Genomic DNA, 16,668 nt, shown 5'->3' on the forward strand with positions numbered 1-16,668 from the left:
GGGCCCCGCATGGGAATGACGGTCCTCTACATCGCGTTCGGTTTCGTCGCGCTGTGGCTGCTTGCCGAGGTCCTGATGCAGTACAAGGCCCGGTTGCGCTGGCGCCTGCTCGCCTTCGCCGGCTTCGTCGGCGTGGTCGCAGGCGTCGTGCTGCCGTCGGTGCTCGTCATCGGGGCCGGCGCCGTCGCGTTCGCGATCGGCCAGACGCTGGTCACCCTCTCCTTCCGCAAGGGCTTCGTGTCCGGCTGGTCGCTGCGCCGGGGCAAGGCCCCCGAGCCCGAGCTCCCGCAGAGCCGGCGCCGCCGGGCCGCGGCCGGAGCGCGCCCGGAGCCGTCCCTTGAGGTGACGGCCCTGGAGTACGGGTCCGACCCGGCGGGGGACGAGGACTCCGACGAGGATTCCGGTGCGTTCACCGCGGGCCCCGTGCGCCAGCAGGTCCAGGGGTTCTACCCCGCGCAGCCCGCCGCCGACGCGGCCGGTTCGTACGGAGCCCCCGGTGAGACCAGCGCCTTCGCCTCCCCCATCACGCCGTTCGCCCCGGCCGGTCCGGCCGAGCAGGACGCCCACCAGTACGCGGCGTACTACGACCCGCAGACCCAGGGCGGCTACGACTACACCACCGGCTATCCGGCCCCCGGCGAGCAGCAGGTCTACGCCGCCTACTCGGATCCGTACATCGGCACCGGCGGAGCCGTCGCCCCGCAGCAGCCGTACGGCTACGAGGCCCCGTACGGCGGCTACGCGCCGGACCCGTACGCGACCGGGCAGCAGGAGCAGTACTCCATGGACACCCCGCCCGGCGGCGTCTGGGTCCCGCAGCAGCGCGACGTGAGCCAGCCCTACCCGGCGGAGGAGCCGCAGCAGCAGCCGTACCCGTATCCGTACCAGGGCACGGGCGAGTACGAGCAGTACCGCTACTAGAGCCACCCAGCCGGCCGGCCACCCAGCCGGCCAGCCATGCAGGCCGGCCGCGGGCTAGCGGGAGCCGCGGAAGTCCGCGCCCTCCACGATCAGCCCGGCCACCAGGGCCCCCGTCATGCCGGCGTGCGCCAGCCCGCCGCCCGGGTGCGCCCAGCCGCCGGCCAGGTACAGCCCGGCCACGCCGGTGGTGTTCGCGGGGTGCAGCAGCCGCCCCCCGGCACCGGCCAGCGAGGGCGCGGGCACCCGGCCGTCCACCGAACCCGTGTCCGCGCCGACTTCGGCCGGGGTGCGCAGCTCGTGCCACAGCAGCCGCTCCCGCAGCCCGGGGACGGCCCGCGCGGCCGCCGTCAGCAGGTCCCCGGCTGTCGGAGCGGGCGCCGCCCGGTCGCTCACCACGGCGTGCACGGTGATCGCCTCGTGCTCGGCGTCCGGTCGGGTGGCCGGGTCGTCGGGGCGCAGCACCGTGACGGGTCCCAGCAGCGTGCGGTGCACGGCGTCGGCGTCCCGGGCTCCGCGCAGGGCGGCGAAGAGGGTGTACCAGCGGGCGGGTTCCGTGCCGACCGGCGCGGAGTCCAGGGCGGCCGGCATCTCCAGGGGCCGGGGGTCCGCCGCGCAGACCACGTGGTCGGCCGTCACCTCGGTGCCGTCGGCCAGCCGCAGCCCGGCCGCCCGGCCGTCCCGCACGAGCACCTTCCGTACCGCCGCGCCGAACTCGAAGGCGACCTTCCGCTCCAGGCACCGCTCGTACACGGCGGTGGCCAGCTCCCGGACCCCGCCGCGCACGTACCAGCTGCCGAAGGTCTGCTCCATGTAGGGCAGCACCGTCGCCGAGGCGGGGGCGGTCGCCGGATCGATCCCGTACGCCCGTACGCGCGCGGTGAGCAGCTCGTCGAAGCCGTCGCCGCCGAGCTCGCGGGCGGCGACCTCGGCCAGGGTCGGCGGCCGGCGGCGCAGCAGCCCGCTCCCGCGCAGGGCGGGGTACGGATCGCGGCCCAGGGCCGACCGGTCCTGCGTCAGCGGCTCCTCCAGGAGCGGCCGGCGGGTGGCGTCCCAGGCGTCCCGGGCGCGGCCCAGGACCGCGCTCCAGCGGTCCCCGGAGCCGGGTCCGAAGGCCGCCTCGACGGCCGCTGCGGCGCCCCCGTGCGAGCCTCCGGGGAAGGTGAGCGTACGGCCGTCCGGGAGGACGTAGCGGACGGCGGGGTCGATCTGGACCAGCTCCGCGCACTCCTCCAGGGGGCGCTTGCCGGTCTTGACGAACAGATCGCGGTAGACGGCCGGCAGGTGCACCAGGCCGGGGCCGGTGTCGAAGACGAAGCCGTCGCGGGCGTACCGGCCGACGGCTCCGCCGTAGGTCGCCCCGCGCTCGTACACCGTCACCTGATGCCCCGCGACGGCCAGCCGTGCCGCCGTCGCCATCGCGCCCATCCCGGCGCCGATCACCGCAATTCGTGCCATGCCACTGAGCCTATCGAGCGACGCGGGCCACTTCGGCGGCGAGTCTCTTCTCCTCGCGGCGCTGGGCGCGGCGGCGCAGATAACGGCGGATCTTGGCCCAGAGGTAGATCAGCAGGGCGAGTCCGACGGCCAGCAGGACGGCGCAGATGATCGCGGCGGCCTCGGGATTGAACATCGCGAAGGTGACGATCCCGCCCACGCCGAGGTCCTCGGCGGTGCTCATGACGACGTTGCTGAACGGCTCGGGCGAGGTGTTGATCGCCATGCGCGTGCCGGCTTTGACGAAATGACTGGCCAGGGCGGTGGTGCCGCCGACCGCGCCGGCGGTGATGTCGGAGAGCGAGCCGCTCTGCCCGGCCAGCAGTGCGCCGACCACCGCTCCGGACACCGGGCGGATCACGGTGTGGACGGTGTCCCAGAGGGAGTCCACGTACGGGATCTTGTCGGCGACCGCCTCGCACAGGAAGAGGACCGCCGCCACGATCAGCACGTCGGTGCGTTGCAGGGATGCGGGGACCTCGTCGGTCAGTCCGGTCCTGCCGAAGATGCCGAGCAGCAGGACCACGGCGTATGCGTTGATCCCACTGGCCCAGCCGCTGGTGAAGACCAGGGGGAGCACACTCATCTGATCATCATGTCCCAGAAGCCGTGATCCGGCGCGAAAACGATGAGGGGACGGCCGCCTTCCGGCGGCCGTCCCCTCATCCGAGTCTGTGTCGGAGGGGCCTACTGCCCCTGTTCGTCACGGCGGCGCTGCCACCGTTCCTCGATACGGCCCATCATCGACCGACGCTGCCGGTTCTGCCCTTGGGGCGAACCGCCTGCACTACCGGAGGCGGGCTGCTCACCAGGCTTGGGTGCCTTGCGCCAACCGGTGACCACGAGCACCGTACAGCCCAGCATGACGAGGAATCCCACCACGCTGATCCACAGTACGTTCGGCACGATCACACCGGTCATGAGGAGCGCGATACCCACCACAATGCCTGCGACTGCCTGGTAGACCCGTCGCCGGGTGTACGTGCGCAGTCCGCTTCCCTCAAGCGCTGTAGCGAATTTGGGATCTTCGGCGTACAGCGCTCGCTCCATCTGCTCGAGCATTCGCTGCTCGTGCTCCGAGAGCGGCACGGGAGTCCTCCTCATCCGTCGGTCGCGGGGGGTAGCGACCAGGGGTCCCCTTCAGGATAGGCGGGGAATCGCCCCCGTGATACCCGCCCTCTACGCCACGTTCTAAAAAACACTGCCCGTAAAAAGTACCGCTTGGGGAATGCTCAGCGCCGTCTTGAACGGCCCACTGAGGGCGTTATTCCCCAGAGGTCCGCCCGGCATGCCGGTCGCTGCCCCCGATCATACGGGTCACGACCCCGGTTCGGAGGGTGAGTGGCGCACCGCGTTCCCGTCGAGCTCCGCAGATCAGGCGGGCTTCTCGCCGAGGACGTGCAGCTGCGTGGCGACCGCGTGGAACGCCGGGAGCTCGGCGGCGGCCTCTTCCAGGCGCAGCAGGGCCTCGACGGCGCCCGGCTCGGTGTCGACCAGAACGCCCGGGACGAGATCGGCGAAGATCCGGACCCCGTGCACCGCGCCCACGGCCAGACCCGCCTCGGAGACCAGCGCGGAGAGCTGCTCGGCGGTGAAGCGGCGCGGTACCGGATCGCCCGCGCCCCAGCGCCCGGCCGGGTCGGTCAGGGCCGTACGGGCCTCCGTGAAGTGCCCGGCCAGGGCGCGGGCCAGGACGGCTCCGCCGAGTCCGGCGCCGAGCAGGCTGAGGATGCCGCCGGGGCGCAGGGCGGCCACCGCGTTGGCCACGCCCTCGGCCGGGTCGTCCACGTACTCCAGCACGCCGTGGCAGATCACCACGTCGTAGGAATCGCGCTCGACGACCTCGAGCAGACCCTGGGCGTCGCCCTGCACCCCGCGGACCAGATCGGCCAGGCCGGCTTCGGCGACCCGGCGCTCCAGCCCGAACAGCGCGTTGGGGCTCGGGTCGACCACGGTGACCCGGTGGCCGAGGTGGGCCACCGGCACGGCGAACTTGCCGGTACCGCCGCCCGTGTCGAGCACGTCCAGCACGTCCCGCCCGGTCGCCTTCACCCGGCGGTCGAGCGCCTCCTTGAGGACCTCCCACACCACGGCGGTGCGGAGGGAGGCGCGGGGGCGGGAAGTGTCCGACACGACTGATGGCTCCTCGGCACGTTGGGTGAGCGGTCGCTGCCCACCCTATTGCCTCTCGCTCCCGGGCAGGTCATCCCGCGTCCGGACGCTCCGTACGCGGCAGCGGCAGGCTCTGCGCCGGGGCGGCCGGCGCGGGCGGGCGGAGCGCGAGCATCCGCTCCACCAGGCGCAGGAACATCGCGACGGCACGCACCAGATCGTCCGCGTCCCGGCCGGTGGCCGCTCCCGCTATGCCGGCCTCCGCCCGTGCCCGGCGGGCCGCGCCGGAGGCGAAGAGCGCGCTCCACTCGGTCAGTTCGGGCGCTATCTCCGGGAGCACCTCCCACGCGCTGCGGATCCGCGGCCTGCGCCGGGGGTGCACCGGCTCGGGCCGCCCGCGCGCGGCGAGGACGGCCGCGGCGGCGCGCAGCGCGGCGAGATGGGCGGTGGCGTACCGCTCGTTGGGCCGGGTCAGCCGGGCGGCTTCGGCCAGGCCCTCGTGGGCCTTGGCGAGCAGGTCGAGGGCGGCGGGGTCGGCCGACGACTTCCGGGGGACGGGGTGGACAGGGGACGGGGACGGTGTGGCCATGACGAACCTCCTGTCGTTGCGTGCGCATCGCGCTGCCTGGTGGAGCTCCTACGGGTCGAGCTGTTGTTGCGTGTCCCCATCGTGACGGCCCCCACTGACAATCGCGCTGACCTGCGGTTTCACCCCGATGTGCGGGGCCCTGGCCGGGCAACTGCCGCCCGGTGCGCAGCGGATGCCGCCGAGGGTGCTAGTTTTTGAACTGACCGGTCAGTTCAAAAGAAGGGGGAGGGCGTGGACAGCCCGCACGGCGCGGCCGTCAAAGCCGAGGACTTCGGAGTCAAGGGCCCGCGCGGCTGGGTGTTCCGGGGCATCGGGATCGACGCGGCGCCCGGCTCGCTCATCGCGATCGAAGGCCCCTCCGGCAGCGGGCGGACCTGCCTGCTCCTCGCCCTCACCGGCCGGATGAAGCCCACCGAGGGCCACGCCGAGATCGGCCGCCACCGGCTGCCGAAGAAGATGGCCGCGGTCCGCCGCATCGCCGCCCTAGGCCCGGTACCCGGGGTCAACGACCTCGACCAGGCCCTCACCGTCGCCGAGCAACTGCGCGAGGGCGCCCTGCTCCAGCGCCGCTACGACGGCCCCGTGCGCGCCCTGCTCCGCCCGCGCGGCGAGCGGCGCGCCTCCACCGCGGCCCGGATCGACGACGCCCTGGCCGCCACCGGCCTGGACGTCGCCACCTTGCCGAAGGGACCGCGGACCTCCGTACGGGACCTCGAACGGCTGGAATCCGTACGGCTGTCGGTGGCCATCGCGCTGCTCGGCTCCCCGCGCCTGCTGGCCCTGGACGACCTGGACCTCAAGCTCTCGGACACCGAGCGCGCCGAAGCCTGGGACCTGCTGCGCTCCCTCGCCGCCCGCGGGACCACCGTCCTCGCGGTGTGCAGCGAGGCCCCGTCCGACGCGACCGTCCTGCGCACGGGCCGGGCGGCCGCCGCCGACCCGGCCGCGGGATCCGCCGTGGTGCCCCGGCCCATGGACTCCAAGGTCACCTGGGGCGTCCAGGCCGCCGCCCCGCACGACTCCGACGGCATCGCCGACACCGACACCACGGCCGCCGCCCACGACCCGCACGACACGAAGGGGGACGACGATGCGCTCGCCGAAGCTCGCCGCGCTTGAGCTGAAGCGGTTCGGGCGGGGGAAGCTGCCCCGCGCCGCCCTCGTCGCGCTGCTCCTGCTGCCGCTGCTCTACGGAGCCCTGTACCTGTGGTCCTTCTGGGACCCCTACAGCCGCCTCGACAAGGTGCCGGTCGCCCTGGTCAACTCCGACCGGGGCGCCACCGTCGACGGCAAGCAGATCGACGCCGGCGGCGAGATCACCCGCAAGCTGCGCGACAGCAAGACCTTCGACTGGCGCGAGGTGAGCGCCGACGAGGCGGCCAAGGGGCTGGAGAACGGCACCTACTACCTCTCCCTCACCATGCCCGCCGACTTCAGCTCGAAGATCGCCTCCAGCTCCGGCGAGGACCCCGCCACCGGAGCCCTCCAGGTCCGCACCAACGACGCGAACAACTACATCGTCGGCTCGATCTCGCGCACCGTCTTCGCCGAGGTCCGCTCGGCGGCGTCCACCAACGCCTCCCGCGGCTTCCTCGACAAGATCTTCGTCAACTTCTCCGACCTCCACGGCAAGACCGCCGAAGCCGCCGACGGAGCCGACAAGCTCACGGACGGGGCGGGCAAGGCACAGAAGGGCGCCAAGGACCTCGCCGACGGCCTGGACACGGCGAAGGAGAAGAACGGCGAGCTCACCGGAGGGCTGAAGAAGCTGAACGGGGCCGCCGGACAGCTGGAAACGGGTGCCAAGGACGTCGCGGCCGGCACCCAGAAGCTCGCCGACAAGGTCGGCGGCGCCGCCGACAAGGCCCGCCCCTTCCTGAAGGACCCCAAGAGCCTCGCGGACAGCGCCGAACTCGTCGCCGACACCGCCCAGGTCGTCGACAAGCACCTCGAAGCCTTCGCCAAGGCGGCTCCGGCCGCCGCCACCGTCACCCAGCGCGTCTCCACCGGAGCCGCCGAGGTCTACACGAAGACCTGTACCACCGGCGCCAAGCCGGTCCCCGAAACCTGCCCGCAGCTGAAGCGGCTCAAGGACGACGCCGCCGAAGCCGCCGAACTCGCCGGTGACGTGGACACCCTCCTCAAGAACGCGAACGGCGACCTCGCCACCCTCCACAAGCAGCTCGGCGACCTGGAGCGCGAAGCCCGCCTCCTCGTCACGAAGGCCCCCGGCCTCTCCGCCGACCTCGAAGCGGCGGTCACCCAGGTGAACGCCCTCAACGACGGCGCCCACAAGGTCGCCGACGGCATGGTCCGGCTGCACACCGGCATCGGCTCCGCCACCGAGGGCTCCGGCGAACTCGGTGCGGGCGTCGGCAAGCTCGGCGCCGGCGCGCACGACCTCGACGGCGGCCTCGTCAAGCTCGTCGACGGCAACGGCGAACTCGCCGGCGGCCTGCACGACGGCGCGGAGCAGATCCCGGCCTACGACCAGCAGCAGCGCGACGCCCGCACCGAGGTCATGGCCGACCCGGTCCGGCTCGCCAACCAGTCCCTGCACAAGGCGCCCAACTACGGCACCGGCTTCGCCCCGTACTTCATCCCGCTCTCCCTCTGGGTCGGCGCGATGGTCGCCTACATGCTGATCGCACCGCTGAACCGGCGCGCGCTCGCCACCGGAGCCTCGCCCTGGCGGATCGCCCTCGCGGGCTGGCTGCCCGTGGCCGGGATCGGCGCCGCGCAGGTGGCCGCACTGATGTCCGTACTGCACTGGGGACTGGGCCTGCAGATGGCCCGGCCGGCGCTCACCGTCGGCTTCCTGATGCTGGTCACCGGCTGCTTCGCCGCGATCGTCCAGTGGCTCAACGCCAAGTTCGGCGCCGCCGGCCGGATCCTGGTCCTGGCCGTCCTGATGCTCCAGCTCACCTCGGCGGGCGGTACCTACCCCGTCCAGACCAGCCCCGGCTTCTTCAACGCCGTCCACCCCTACCTGCCGATGTCGTACGTGGTCGAGAGCCTGCGCCGGCTCATCACCGGCGGCGACCTCGCCCCGGTCTGGGAGGGCTGCGCGGTCCTCACCGCCTTCACGGTGGGCGCCCTCGCCCTGACGGCCCTCGCCGCCCGTGGCAAGCAGGTGTGGACGATGGACCGGCTCCGCCCGGAACTGAGCCTGTAGCCCGAAGGGACAGGTCTACCTGTGAGAATCAGCGCCATGGAAAGCAGCAGCACCGGTACGGTCACGGGCGGCGGCCGCCGCCAGGCCACACGGCAGAAGCTCTACGAAGCAGCCGTCACCCTCATAGCGGAGCAGGGCTTCTCCGCGACCACGGTCGAGGAGATCGCCGAGCGGGCGGGCGTGGCGAAGGGCACCGTCTACTACAACTTCGCCAGCAAGAACGACCTCTTCGAGGAGCTGCTGCGGCACGGGGTCGGACTCCTGACCGAGTCCCTGCGGACGGCGGCGGAATCGACCGAGGCCAGGGGCGGGACCCGGGTCGAGGCGCTCGACGAGATGATCCGGGCCGGACTGGTCTTCATCGACCGGTACCCCGCCTTCACCCAGCTCTACGTCGCCGAGCTGTGGCGCACCAACCGGACCTGGCAGTCCACCCTGATGGTCGTCCGGCGGGAGGCCGTCGCCGTCGTGGAGAAGGTGCTCCGGGAAGGCGTGGAACGGGGTGAGCTCAGCGCGGAGATCGACGTGCCGCTGACGGCCGCGGCGCTGGTGGGGATGGTGCTGGTGGCCGCGCTCGACTGGCAGTCCTTCCAGAGCGAGCGGTCGCTGGACGACGTGCACTCGGCGCTGTCGCTCCTGCTTCGGGGCCGGGTGAGCGGGAACCGCTGACGGTTCCCGTGGCCGGTGACCCCCGATCGGCGGTGCCGCGGGGGCGGCGGGGCCGCGTAGAACTGGTGGGGCGGGTGAGTATCCGTACCTAGACGCGGAAATGAGTATCTGCGCGGATGGGGTGCGGGTGGTCGGCACGCCAGACTGGGGGCAACGGACAGGGACCCGGCTCGCACCGCCGACACGGGGCGGCAGGTGCGGATCGGGTCTCTCTGGCCGACGGGGTGGGAACACGGCCGGGGCCGGGGCTCGGGGGGATCGAGCCCCGGCCCCGGCCTCTTCCCGTTCCGGGCAGCCGCTGGACGGCCCCGCAGGGCACCGGTCCCCGACCCGGCGTCAGCCGCGGCCGCGCAGGGGCAGCCGGGTGCGGAGGCGGCCCATGGCCGAAGCCGCGCGGCCGGTCAGCGCCGACCACCGGGCCGAGGCGGCCCAGCCGAGCCGCGCCGCCGAGCGGGGGAGGAACAGGGCCCGCAGCCGGGCCCATCGGGAGACCCCCGCGAGGAGCCCCGTACGGGCCCGCCCCACGTCCCGCGCCAGCTCCCCGTACGAGGGCTCCGACCCCGGCGGGGCGTACAGCGCCCGCTCCACCGCACCCGCGACCCGGCGTACGGCATCGGCCGCCGCCGGATCCAGCCGGCCCAGGGTCACCACCCGGTCCGCCGCCCCCCGGGGGGACAGCGCCTCGTCCGGGACGATCCCGACGTCCCACGCCGCGTCGCCCAGCTCCCGCCAGGCGGCCAGGACCTGCCCCGATCCGAGCCGCCGCGCCCGCAGCCGCCCGCGCCACAGGAACGGGAGGAGCGGCAGGGCCAGCAGCAGGATGCCCGCGGCCGTCCAGGCCAGGACCGTGGCCGCCGAGGGGCCGCCACCGCTCGCGCCCGTGTTCCGCTGCGCCGCGGCCGGACCGCACTCGCCCAGCTTCTTCTGGTCCGGAGGGCAGTCGTCGGCCGTCGAGGGCCCGGCCGAAGGCTGCGCCGCGCTCGCGGACGGGGCCGCCGTCGGCGCGCTCGGCTGGGTCTGCGGGGTGGCGGGCCGGCTGTAGTCCGGCACCGTGATGCCCGACCGGGGCGTCGGCTCGAAGCGGGTCCAGCCCACCCCCTCGAAGTACAGCTCGGGCCAGGCGTGCGCGTCCCGCATCGAGACGTTGACGACGCCGTCGGCCTGCTTCACCCCGGGCGTGAACCCGACCGCGACCCGCGCCGGGATCCCGAGCGTGCGCGCCATCGAGGCCATCGAGAAGGCGAAGTGGACGCAGAAGCCCTCCTTGTCGGCGAGGAACTTGGCGATGGCCTGCGAGCCCGTACCCGAGGAGACCTTCGTGTCGTAGCGGAACCCGCCGCTCACCGCGAAGTAGTCCTGGAGCTTGACCGCCGCCGAGTAGTCGTCCTTCGTGCCGCGCGTCACCTCGCGGGCCGTCTGGACGACGACCGCCGGCAGGTTGTCCGGCACCTTCGTGTACTCGGCCGCGATCTCCGGATTCGCCGCGGGTGCGCTGCGCAGCTGCTCCGCCGTCGGGTTCAGCAGCAGGCTCCGCACCGTGTACTGGACGCCCTGGGCGTTCTGGAACTTGTCCTTGCCCAGCTGGTCCCCGACGAGCGTCCGCCCGGCCGGCTCGAACCGCCACTTCCCGCTGATGTCCACCCCCGTCGCCGGATACGGCATCGGCAGGTAGCGCTGCGCGTACGTCTGCGCCGAGGAGATGAAGGTCTGCACCTCGGTCGCGCCGTTCAGCACGCCGTCGCTCACCCCGGGCGGGCTCGGCATCCGCTTCGGGACGTCCGTCAGGGCCCGCCCCGAGGCCTCCCACTTGATGCCGTTGAACTCGTCCAGCGCCAGGATCCGCAGGTACTGCTCGCTGAGCTGCTGGGTGTCCGTGCGGTACCGCAGCACCACCCGGTTGTCCTGGGTGTTCAGGCTGCTCTGCAGGGAGACCAGCGGGTTGACCGCCTGGATCGACGGGCCGAGGCCGTTGCCCTCGCCCTCGCCCGCGCCGCCGCCCGTGCCCAGCACTCCGCTGCCCAGCGAGGGCAGCACCGCGGGCACCGCCAGCGCCAGACCCAGCGCGACCGCGCCGATCCGCCGCCCGGTGCGCACCGGGGCGATCGCCTGTCCGCCGCTGGAGTATCCGGCCGCCACCTTGCTGCGTGATGACGGCGCGGCCGCGCCGAAGACCCGGCCCCACTGGGCGAGCCGGTCGCGGCCCTCGGCCAGCAGGAGGAGGAGGTAACCGCAGCCCGCCAGCAGGAAGGAGATCCAGGAGGCGCCGCCGGAGCCGGTGGCCGCGCCCGACAGGCCCGCGGCCACCGAGTACAGCGCGAGCAGCGGGAGCCCGGCCGCGGCGGCCGTCCGTACGGTCACCGCCAGCAGGTCCACCAGCAGCCCGATCAGCAGCACCCCGGACACCAGCAGCAGCCGGATCCCGTCCGTGAGGGGGGCCGGCATCGAGAACTCGTTCACGTCCTGCACGCCCTGGCGGAACAGTGCGCCGAAGTCCGTCACGAGGTAGTCGAACAGCCCGTCGCCGGTGGCGGACTGCATCTTCCCGCCGAACAGCAGCATCAGGGCCAGCAGCGATACGAGGACCTGCGCCGCCACGGTCAGCGTCCGGGCCAGCGGCACCCGCCGCGCCCCCGCTCCCACCGCGCTCTGCAGCACCAGCAGCAGCGCCGCCTGCGGCATCCAGCCGCCCGATTCCACCAGCGGGTTCAGCGACCAGGCGGTGAACAGCGTCGCCAGAGCCGCGAAGACCGTCAGTCTCGCCCGCCCGCTCATCCCCAGCCCCCCGCCGAACCCGAACCGCCCGCCGCGCCGATCGGCGCGTTGCCCGCCTGGCGCCACAGCTCCCCGAAGGGCACCCCGGGCGGGGCGGCCAGCGCCGTCCAGCCCGCGTCGCGCAGCCCGGCCAGGCGCTCCTCCAGCGGAGGCAGCCCCTGCGCCATGACCGAAGCCAGCCCGGCCGGCCGGCCGGACCAGTCCGCGGAGTCCAGTACGAACGCCACGGCGCCGCCTCCGCGCCGGCACATTTTGGCCGCCAGTCCCGTCTGTACGTCGTCCAGGTCTCCGAAGAAGGCGATGAGGAGCCCGTCCCCGCCCGCTCCGCCGAAGCCGCTGCCGGCGCCGTTGCTGCGTACCGCGTCGCAGGCCCGCGAGAGGCCCGCGCCGTCGGAGTGTCCGACCACCGCGAGGGTGTCCATCATCAGCCCCGCCGCCTCCGCGGACTCCTGCCCGCCGGAGGTGAAGCCGCCGCCCTCGCGGGGCACGCAGTCCCCGGTGTCGGTCAGCAGCCGCACCGAGAAGCCCTGCTCCAGCAGGTGCACCAGGGCCGACGCGGCGGCGGAGACGGCCCACTCGAAGGCCGAGTCGGGGCCGGCGCCCTCGTAGGCGAGGCGCCGGGTGTCCAGCAGCACGGTGGCCCGGCTGCGCTGCGGCTGCTCCTCGCGGCGCACCATCAGCTCGCCGTAGCGGGCGGTGGAGCGCCAGTGCACGCGGCGCAGGTCGTCGCCGCGCCGGTAGCCGCGCGGGATCACGTCGTCCTCGCCCGCCAGGGCCAGCGAGCGGCGGCTGCCGTCGCCGTAGCCGGAGGACTCGCCGGTGAAGCGCACCAGGGGCAGCGCCTCGGTGCGCGGGATGACGGTGAGGGTGTCGTAGGCGGAGAAGGAGCGGGTCAGCTCGACCAGTCCGAAGGGGTCGGTGAGCCGCAGCTGGAGCGGGCCCAGCGGGTAGCGGCCGCGCAGATCGGAGCGGACCCGGTAGGACACCTCGCGGCGGCCGCCCGGCTCCACCCGGTCCAGGACGAAGCGCGGCCGGGGCCCCAGGACGTACGGCACCCGGTCCTGGAGCATCAGCAGCCCGGTCGGCATCCGGGAGGTGTTGTCGAGCCGCAGCTGCACCCGGGCCTCGGCGCCGGCGGGCACCCGCATCGGGGTCAGCCGGCGGGTGCCGGAGACCCGGTGGCGGGTGCGGTGCAGGGCCAGCACGCAGAGCAGCGGCAGCACGGCGAGCAGCAGTCCGACCCGGAGCAGCTCGGACTGGCCGAGGACGTACGCGCACAGCCCGGCGGCGATCCCGGCGGCCAGGAAGGACCGGCCGCGGGTGGTCAGCCCGGACAGCGACGCGCGCAGCCCGGCCGCGCTCCCGGCGGACTGCGGGCCCCGGCCGCCCGCGCCGTGCGGGGCGCCGGCGCTCATCAGAAGCCCCGGATGCCCGCGCCGGGCGGGATCTCGCCGCGCGAGGGTGCGGCCGGTACGGGGGTGCGCTGGAGGATGTCGGCGACGACCTGCTCGGCGGTGCGCCGGCTCAGCTGGGCCTGCGCGGTGGGCAGCAGCCGGTGCGCGAGCACCGGTCCGGCCAGGGCCTGCACGTCGTCCGGCAGGACGTAGTCCCGGCCGGCCAGTGCGGCGGAGGCCTTCACGGCCCGCAGCAGGTGCAGGGTGGCGCGGGGCGAGGCGCCCAGGCGCAGGTCCGGGTGGCTGCGGGTGGCGGAGACCAGGTCGACGACGTAGCGGCGCACGGGCGCGGCCACGTACACCTCGCGGACGGCTTCGATGAGCTTGCCGATGTCGTGGGCGTGCGCGACGGCCGTCAGGTCGTCGAGCGGGGAGAGCCCGCCGTGCACGTCGAGCATCCGGAGCTCGGCCTCGGGGCTGGGGTAGCCCACCGAGACCCGGGCCATGAAGCGGTCGCGCTGGGCCTCGGGGAGGGGGTAGGTGCCCTCCATCTCCACCGGGTTCTGGGTGGCGACCACCATGAAGGGGCTCGGCAGCGTGTAGGTGGTGCCGTCGATGGTGACCTGGCGCTCCTCCATCGACTCCAGCAGCGCGGACTGGGTCTTGGGGGAGGCGCGGTTGATCTCGTCGCCGATGACGATCTGCGCGAAGATCGCGCCCGGCTTGAACTCGAACTCCCGACGCTGCTGGTCGTAGATGCTCACGCCGGTGATGTCCGAGGGCAGCAGGTCCGGGGTGAACTGGATGCGCTGCACCGAACAGTCGATGGACTTGGCGAGGGCCTTGGCCAGCATCGTCTTGCCGACGCCGGGAACGTCCTCGATCAGCAGGTGGCCCTCGGCGAGCAGGACGGTCAGCGCGAGGCGGACCACCTCCGGCTTGCCCTCGATCACGCTTTCGATCGATTCCCGCACCTGCTGCGCCGTGCTGGTCAGATCCGCGAGGCTCGCTCGGTCGTCATACGTGGTCACCTGGTTCTCCTCGACCCTTTCCCAGGGCCGGCGCCCCATGGCGCATGACCGGCCCACCCCGAAACACCTCAGAAACCGCGAGCAATCATGAACGCGGACACCGGCCCGGAAGTCCTTCCGGGTGACGTCTCCCCGCATTCTTGACGGCGCTTGGCCCTGGTGTCACTCAAGAGGTGGGATCGATCTCCCGCAGGAGGCCGGTGTGCACGTCGAAGACGAAGCCTCGCACATCGTCCTTGTGGGGCAGGAAAGGGTTCGTGCGGACCCGCTGCATGGACTGGCGGACGTCCTGGTCCACGTCGCGGAAGGCCTCGACGGCCCAGGCGGGGCGCTGGCCGACCTCGTCCTCCAGCTCGTGCCGGAAGTCCTCGGTCAGGCTTTCGAGACCGCAGCCGGTGTGGTGGATGAGTATCACCGTGCGGGTGCCGAGCGCCCGCTGGCTGATGGTGAGGGAGCGGATGGTGTCGTCGGTGACCACCCCGCCGGCGTTGCGGATCGTGTGACAATCGCCCAGCTCCAGGCCGAGGGCGGCGTGCAGGTCGAGGCGGGCGTCCATACAGGCCACGACGGCCACCTGGAGGACCGGGCGGGCGTCCATGCCGGGGTCGGCGAACTTCGCGGCGTAGGCGCGGTTCGAGTCGACGAGGCGGTCGGTGACGGAGAGCTCCTCGGCGGCCTGGGGCGCGGAGGCGGCGGGCAGAGGTACGGAAGTCGTCATGGTTACGACGTTAGTGGTCACAGGGCGCATGAGCATCGAGTGAGGGTGGACAAAGAAGGTCACTTGATCCTGTTGTGAGCTAACCCACAGGGGTGAGGCGCACGCGGCCATCCGGGTGATTCGCGGCTTTTGCCGCTTCGGTCACAGCGGGGCGCACGGCGCGCGGGGCGGTTCGTTGACCGCGGCGACCGTTGCACTAAAGTGACGCGAACCGGCCGGAGCCCGGCCCTGACCGGCCGCCCGGCCCTTTGGTAAGACTCCGCGTGCGCGGCGCGGCGTATGCCTGCCGCGCCGTTATCTGAGAGGGCGCTTTGACTAGCGAGTCCCGACACGTCCCGGTGATGCTCCAGCGGTGCCTGGACCTGTTGGCCCCGGCACTGGAGAGGCCCGGGGCCGTCGTCGTCGACTGCACCCTCGGCCTCGGCGGGCACAGCGAGGCCCTGCTCACCCGGTTCCCCGAGGCCCACCTGATCGGCCTGGACCGCGACAAGGAAGCCCTGCGCCTCTCCGGGGAGCGCCTTGCGCCCTTCGGGGACCGGGTCACCCTCGTCCACGCCATCTACGCCGACCTGGCCGACGTACTGGACGGCCTGCGCATTCCCACCGTGCAGGGCATCCTCTTCGACCTCGGCGTCTCCTCCATGCAGCTGGACGAGGCCGACCGCGGCTTCGCCTACGCGCAGGACGCCCCGCTCGACATGCGGATGGACCAGACGACGGGCATCAGCGCGGCCGAGGTCCTCAACACCTACGCACCCGGCGAGCTGGTCCGCATCCTGCGCCAGTACGGCGAGGAGAAGCAGGCCAAGCGGATCGTGTCCGCGGTGGTGCGCGAGCGCGACAAGGACCCCTTCACCAACAGCGCGCGCCTCGTCGAACTGATCCGCGACTCCCTGCCGCAGGCGGCGAAGCGGACCGGCGGCAACCCGGCCAAGCGCACCTTCCAGGCCCTGCGCATCGAGGTCAACGGCGAGCTGTCCGGACTGGAGCGGGCGATCCCCGCGGCCGTGGACCGGATCGCGGTCGGCGGCCGGATCGTGGTGCTCTCGTACCAGTCGCTGGAGGACCGCCTCGTCAAGCAGGTCTTCGCCGCCGGCGCGACCTCGACGGCCCCGCCCGGGCTGCCGGTCGTACCGGAGAAGTACCAGCCGAAGCTGAAGCTGCTGACGCGCGGTGCGGAGCTGCCGACCGAGGAAGAGATCGCGGAGAACCGGCGTGCGGCGCCGGCCCGCTGCCGCGGGGTGGAACGCATCCGGGAGGCGCGGCTGTGAAACGCCTGGGGCGGGTGCTGGGGGGACCGGTCGCCGGACAGGCGGCGCGGACCCCGTTCGTCCTGCTGGTCGTGGCGCTGCTCGGCGGCGGGCTGATCAGCCTGCTGCTCCTGAACTCGGCGCTGAACCAGGGCTCCTTCCAGCTGAGCAAGCTGAAGCGGGAGACCACCACGCTCACCGACGAGGAGCAGGCGCTGCAACGGGACGTGGACGCCTACTCGGCGCCCGACGCGTTGCAGCGGCGGGCGCACGAGCTCGGTCTCGTGCCGGGCGGCAGCCCGGTGTTCATCGGGCCCGACGGCAAGGTCGCCGGGACCGCTTCGCCGGCCGCCGAGCCGCCGCCCCCGCCGCCCCCGGCGCCCCCGGCGTCCGCCCCGCCGGTCTCGCCCTCCCCGGGCGCGGCCGTCCCCAGCCCGGCCGGCTCCCCGGACCCGGCCCCCTCGGGCGCCGCCGCCCCCGCCGCCCCGTCGGGCGGAGCCACTCAGCCCTCCCAGAGCCCTGGACGGTGACGTCGTGACGCGT

At 73.4% G+C, this 16,668-nt stretch carries 15 protein-coding genes; 6 read left to right on the top strand and 9 right to left on the bottom strand.

Translation table 11 applies throughout. From position 1 onward, the window contains the following. The first annotated feature begins 9 nt into the window (after positions 1-9). Positions 10-921: a hypothetical protein gene (locus tag AC3IX6_RS27895; protein ID WP_489365647.1), complete on the top strand. Its 912-nt coding sequence runs from the start codon at positions 10-12 to the stop codon at positions 919-921. 54 nt (positions 922-975) lie between these two features. On the opposite strand, the gene AC3IX6_RS27900 is transcribed toward AC3IX6_RS27895, so the two are convergent. The 5 genes from AC3IX6_RS27900 to AC3IX6_RS27920 all read right to left on the bottom strand — a co-directional run bounded on the left by AC3IX6_RS27900 (position 976) and on the right by AC3IX6_RS27920 (position 5,116). Next, positions 976-2,376 (bottom strand): phytoene desaturase family protein, encoded by a 1,401-nt coding sequence (locus AC3IX6_RS27900; RefSeq protein ID WP_489365649.1) that lies wholly within the window; start codon positions 2,374-2,376, stop codon positions 976-978. Between the two features lie 10 nt (positions 2,377-2,386). Then, the gene (locus AC3IX6_RS27905) at positions 2,387-3,001 is read right to left on the bottom strand and encodes a DUF4126 domain-containing protein (protein WP_489365650.1); all 615 of its coding nucleotides are present in this window, start codon (positions 2,999-3,001) and stop codon (positions 2,387-2,389) included. 101 nt (positions 3,002-3,102) lie between these two features. After that, positions 3,103-3,504, bottom strand: coding sequence for an SCO2097 family morphological protein (locus tag AC3IX6_RS27910; protein ID WP_266877102.1), 402 nt, complete (start codon positions 3,502-3,504; stop codon positions 3,103-3,105). A 285-nt stretch (positions 3,505-3,789) separates the two neighbouring features. Then, positions 3,790-4,548 carry a class I SAM-dependent methyltransferase gene (locus AC3IX6_RS27915; RefSeq protein WP_489365651.1) on the bottom strand — a complete coding sequence of 253 codons (759 nt, stop codon included), beginning with the start codon at positions 4,546-4,548 and terminating at the stop codon, positions 3,790-3,792. A gap of 70 nt (positions 4,549-4,618) precedes the next feature. After that, positions 4,619-5,116 carry an SAV_6107 family HEPN domain-containing protein gene (locus tag AC3IX6_RS27920; RefSeq protein WP_489365653.1) on the bottom strand — a complete coding sequence of 166 codons (498 nt, stop codon included), beginning with the start codon at positions 5,114-5,116 and terminating at the stop codon, positions 4,619-4,621. A 231-nt stretch (positions 5,117-5,347) separates the two neighbouring features. Here AC3IX6_RS27920 and AC3IX6_RS27925 point away from each other — a divergent pair, with 231 nt between their 5' ends. The 3 genes from AC3IX6_RS27925 to AC3IX6_RS27935 are packed head-to-tail and all read left to right on the top strand — an operon-like array spanning position 5,348 to position 8,960. Next, positions 5,348-6,235: an ATP-binding cassette domain-containing protein gene (locus AC3IX6_RS27925; protein ID WP_489365655.1), complete on the top strand. Its 888-nt coding sequence runs from the start codon at positions 5,348-5,350 to the stop codon at positions 6,233-6,235. Beyond that, the gene (locus AC3IX6_RS27930) at positions 6,207-8,291 is read left to right on the top strand and encodes a YhgE/Pip family protein (protein ID WP_489365657.1); all 2,085 of its coding nucleotides are present in this window, start codon (positions 6,207-6,209) and stop codon (positions 8,289-8,291) included. The genes AC3IX6_RS27925 and AC3IX6_RS27930 overlap by 29 nt, the downstream gene beginning before the upstream one ends. A gap of 36 nt (positions 8,292-8,327) precedes the next feature. Beyond that, positions 8,328-8,960, top strand: coding sequence for a TetR/AcrR family transcriptional regulator (locus tag AC3IX6_RS27935; protein WP_489365659.1), 633 nt, complete (start codon positions 8,328-8,330; stop codon positions 8,958-8,960). A 336-nt stretch (positions 8,961-9,296) separates the two neighbouring features. On the opposite strand, the gene AC3IX6_RS27940 is transcribed toward AC3IX6_RS27935, so the two are convergent. The 4 genes from AC3IX6_RS27940 to AC3IX6_RS27955 form a co-directional block, all read right to left on the bottom strand. Further along, positions 9,297-11,732 carry a transglutaminase TgpA family protein gene (locus AC3IX6_RS27940; protein WP_489365660.1) on the bottom strand — a complete coding sequence of 812 codons (2,436 nt, stop codon included), beginning with the start codon at positions 11,730-11,732 and terminating at the stop codon, positions 9,297-9,299. Then, on the bottom strand, positions 11,729-13,147 hold the full coding sequence (locus AC3IX6_RS27945) for a DUF58 domain-containing protein (RefSeq protein WP_489365662.1): 1,419 nt from the start codon (positions 13,145-13,147) through the stop codon (positions 11,729-11,731). The genes AC3IX6_RS27940 and AC3IX6_RS27945 overlap by 4 nt, the downstream gene beginning before the upstream one ends. Further along, entirely contained in the window at positions 13,147-14,157 is a 1,011-nt protein-coding gene (locus AC3IX6_RS27950) for an AAA family ATPase (RefSeq protein ID WP_383950546.1), read from the bottom strand. Before AC3IX6_RS27950 ends, AC3IX6_RS27945 begins: the two co-directional genes overlap by 1 nt. Before the next feature lie 166 nt (positions 14,158-14,323). Continuing rightward, entirely contained in the window at positions 14,324-14,875 is a 552-nt protein-coding gene (locus AC3IX6_RS27955) for a beta-class carbonic anhydrase (RefSeq protein WP_383950543.1), read from the bottom strand. A gap of 341 nt (positions 14,876-15,216) precedes the next feature. Between AC3IX6_RS27955 and rsmH the strand changes: the two genes are divergently transcribed. Both rsmH and ftsL read left to right on the top strand, forming a co-directional pair. Further along, entirely contained in the window at positions 15,217-16,146 is a 930-nt protein-coding gene (gene rsmH, locus AC3IX6_RS27960) for a 16S rRNA (cytosine(1402)-N(4))-methyltransferase RsmH (protein WP_250743824.1), read from the top strand. Next, on the top strand, positions 16,143-16,655 hold the full coding sequence (gene ftsL / locus AC3IX6_RS27965; RefSeq protein ID WP_489365665.1) for a cell division protein FtsL: 513 nt from the start codon (positions 16,143-16,145) through the stop codon (positions 16,653-16,655). The genes rsmH and ftsL overlap by 4 nt, the downstream gene beginning before the upstream one ends. The last annotated feature ends 13 nt before the right edge of the window (positions 16,656-16,668 follow it).

This window comes from Streptomyces sp. GL_141 (assembly GCF_057834385.1).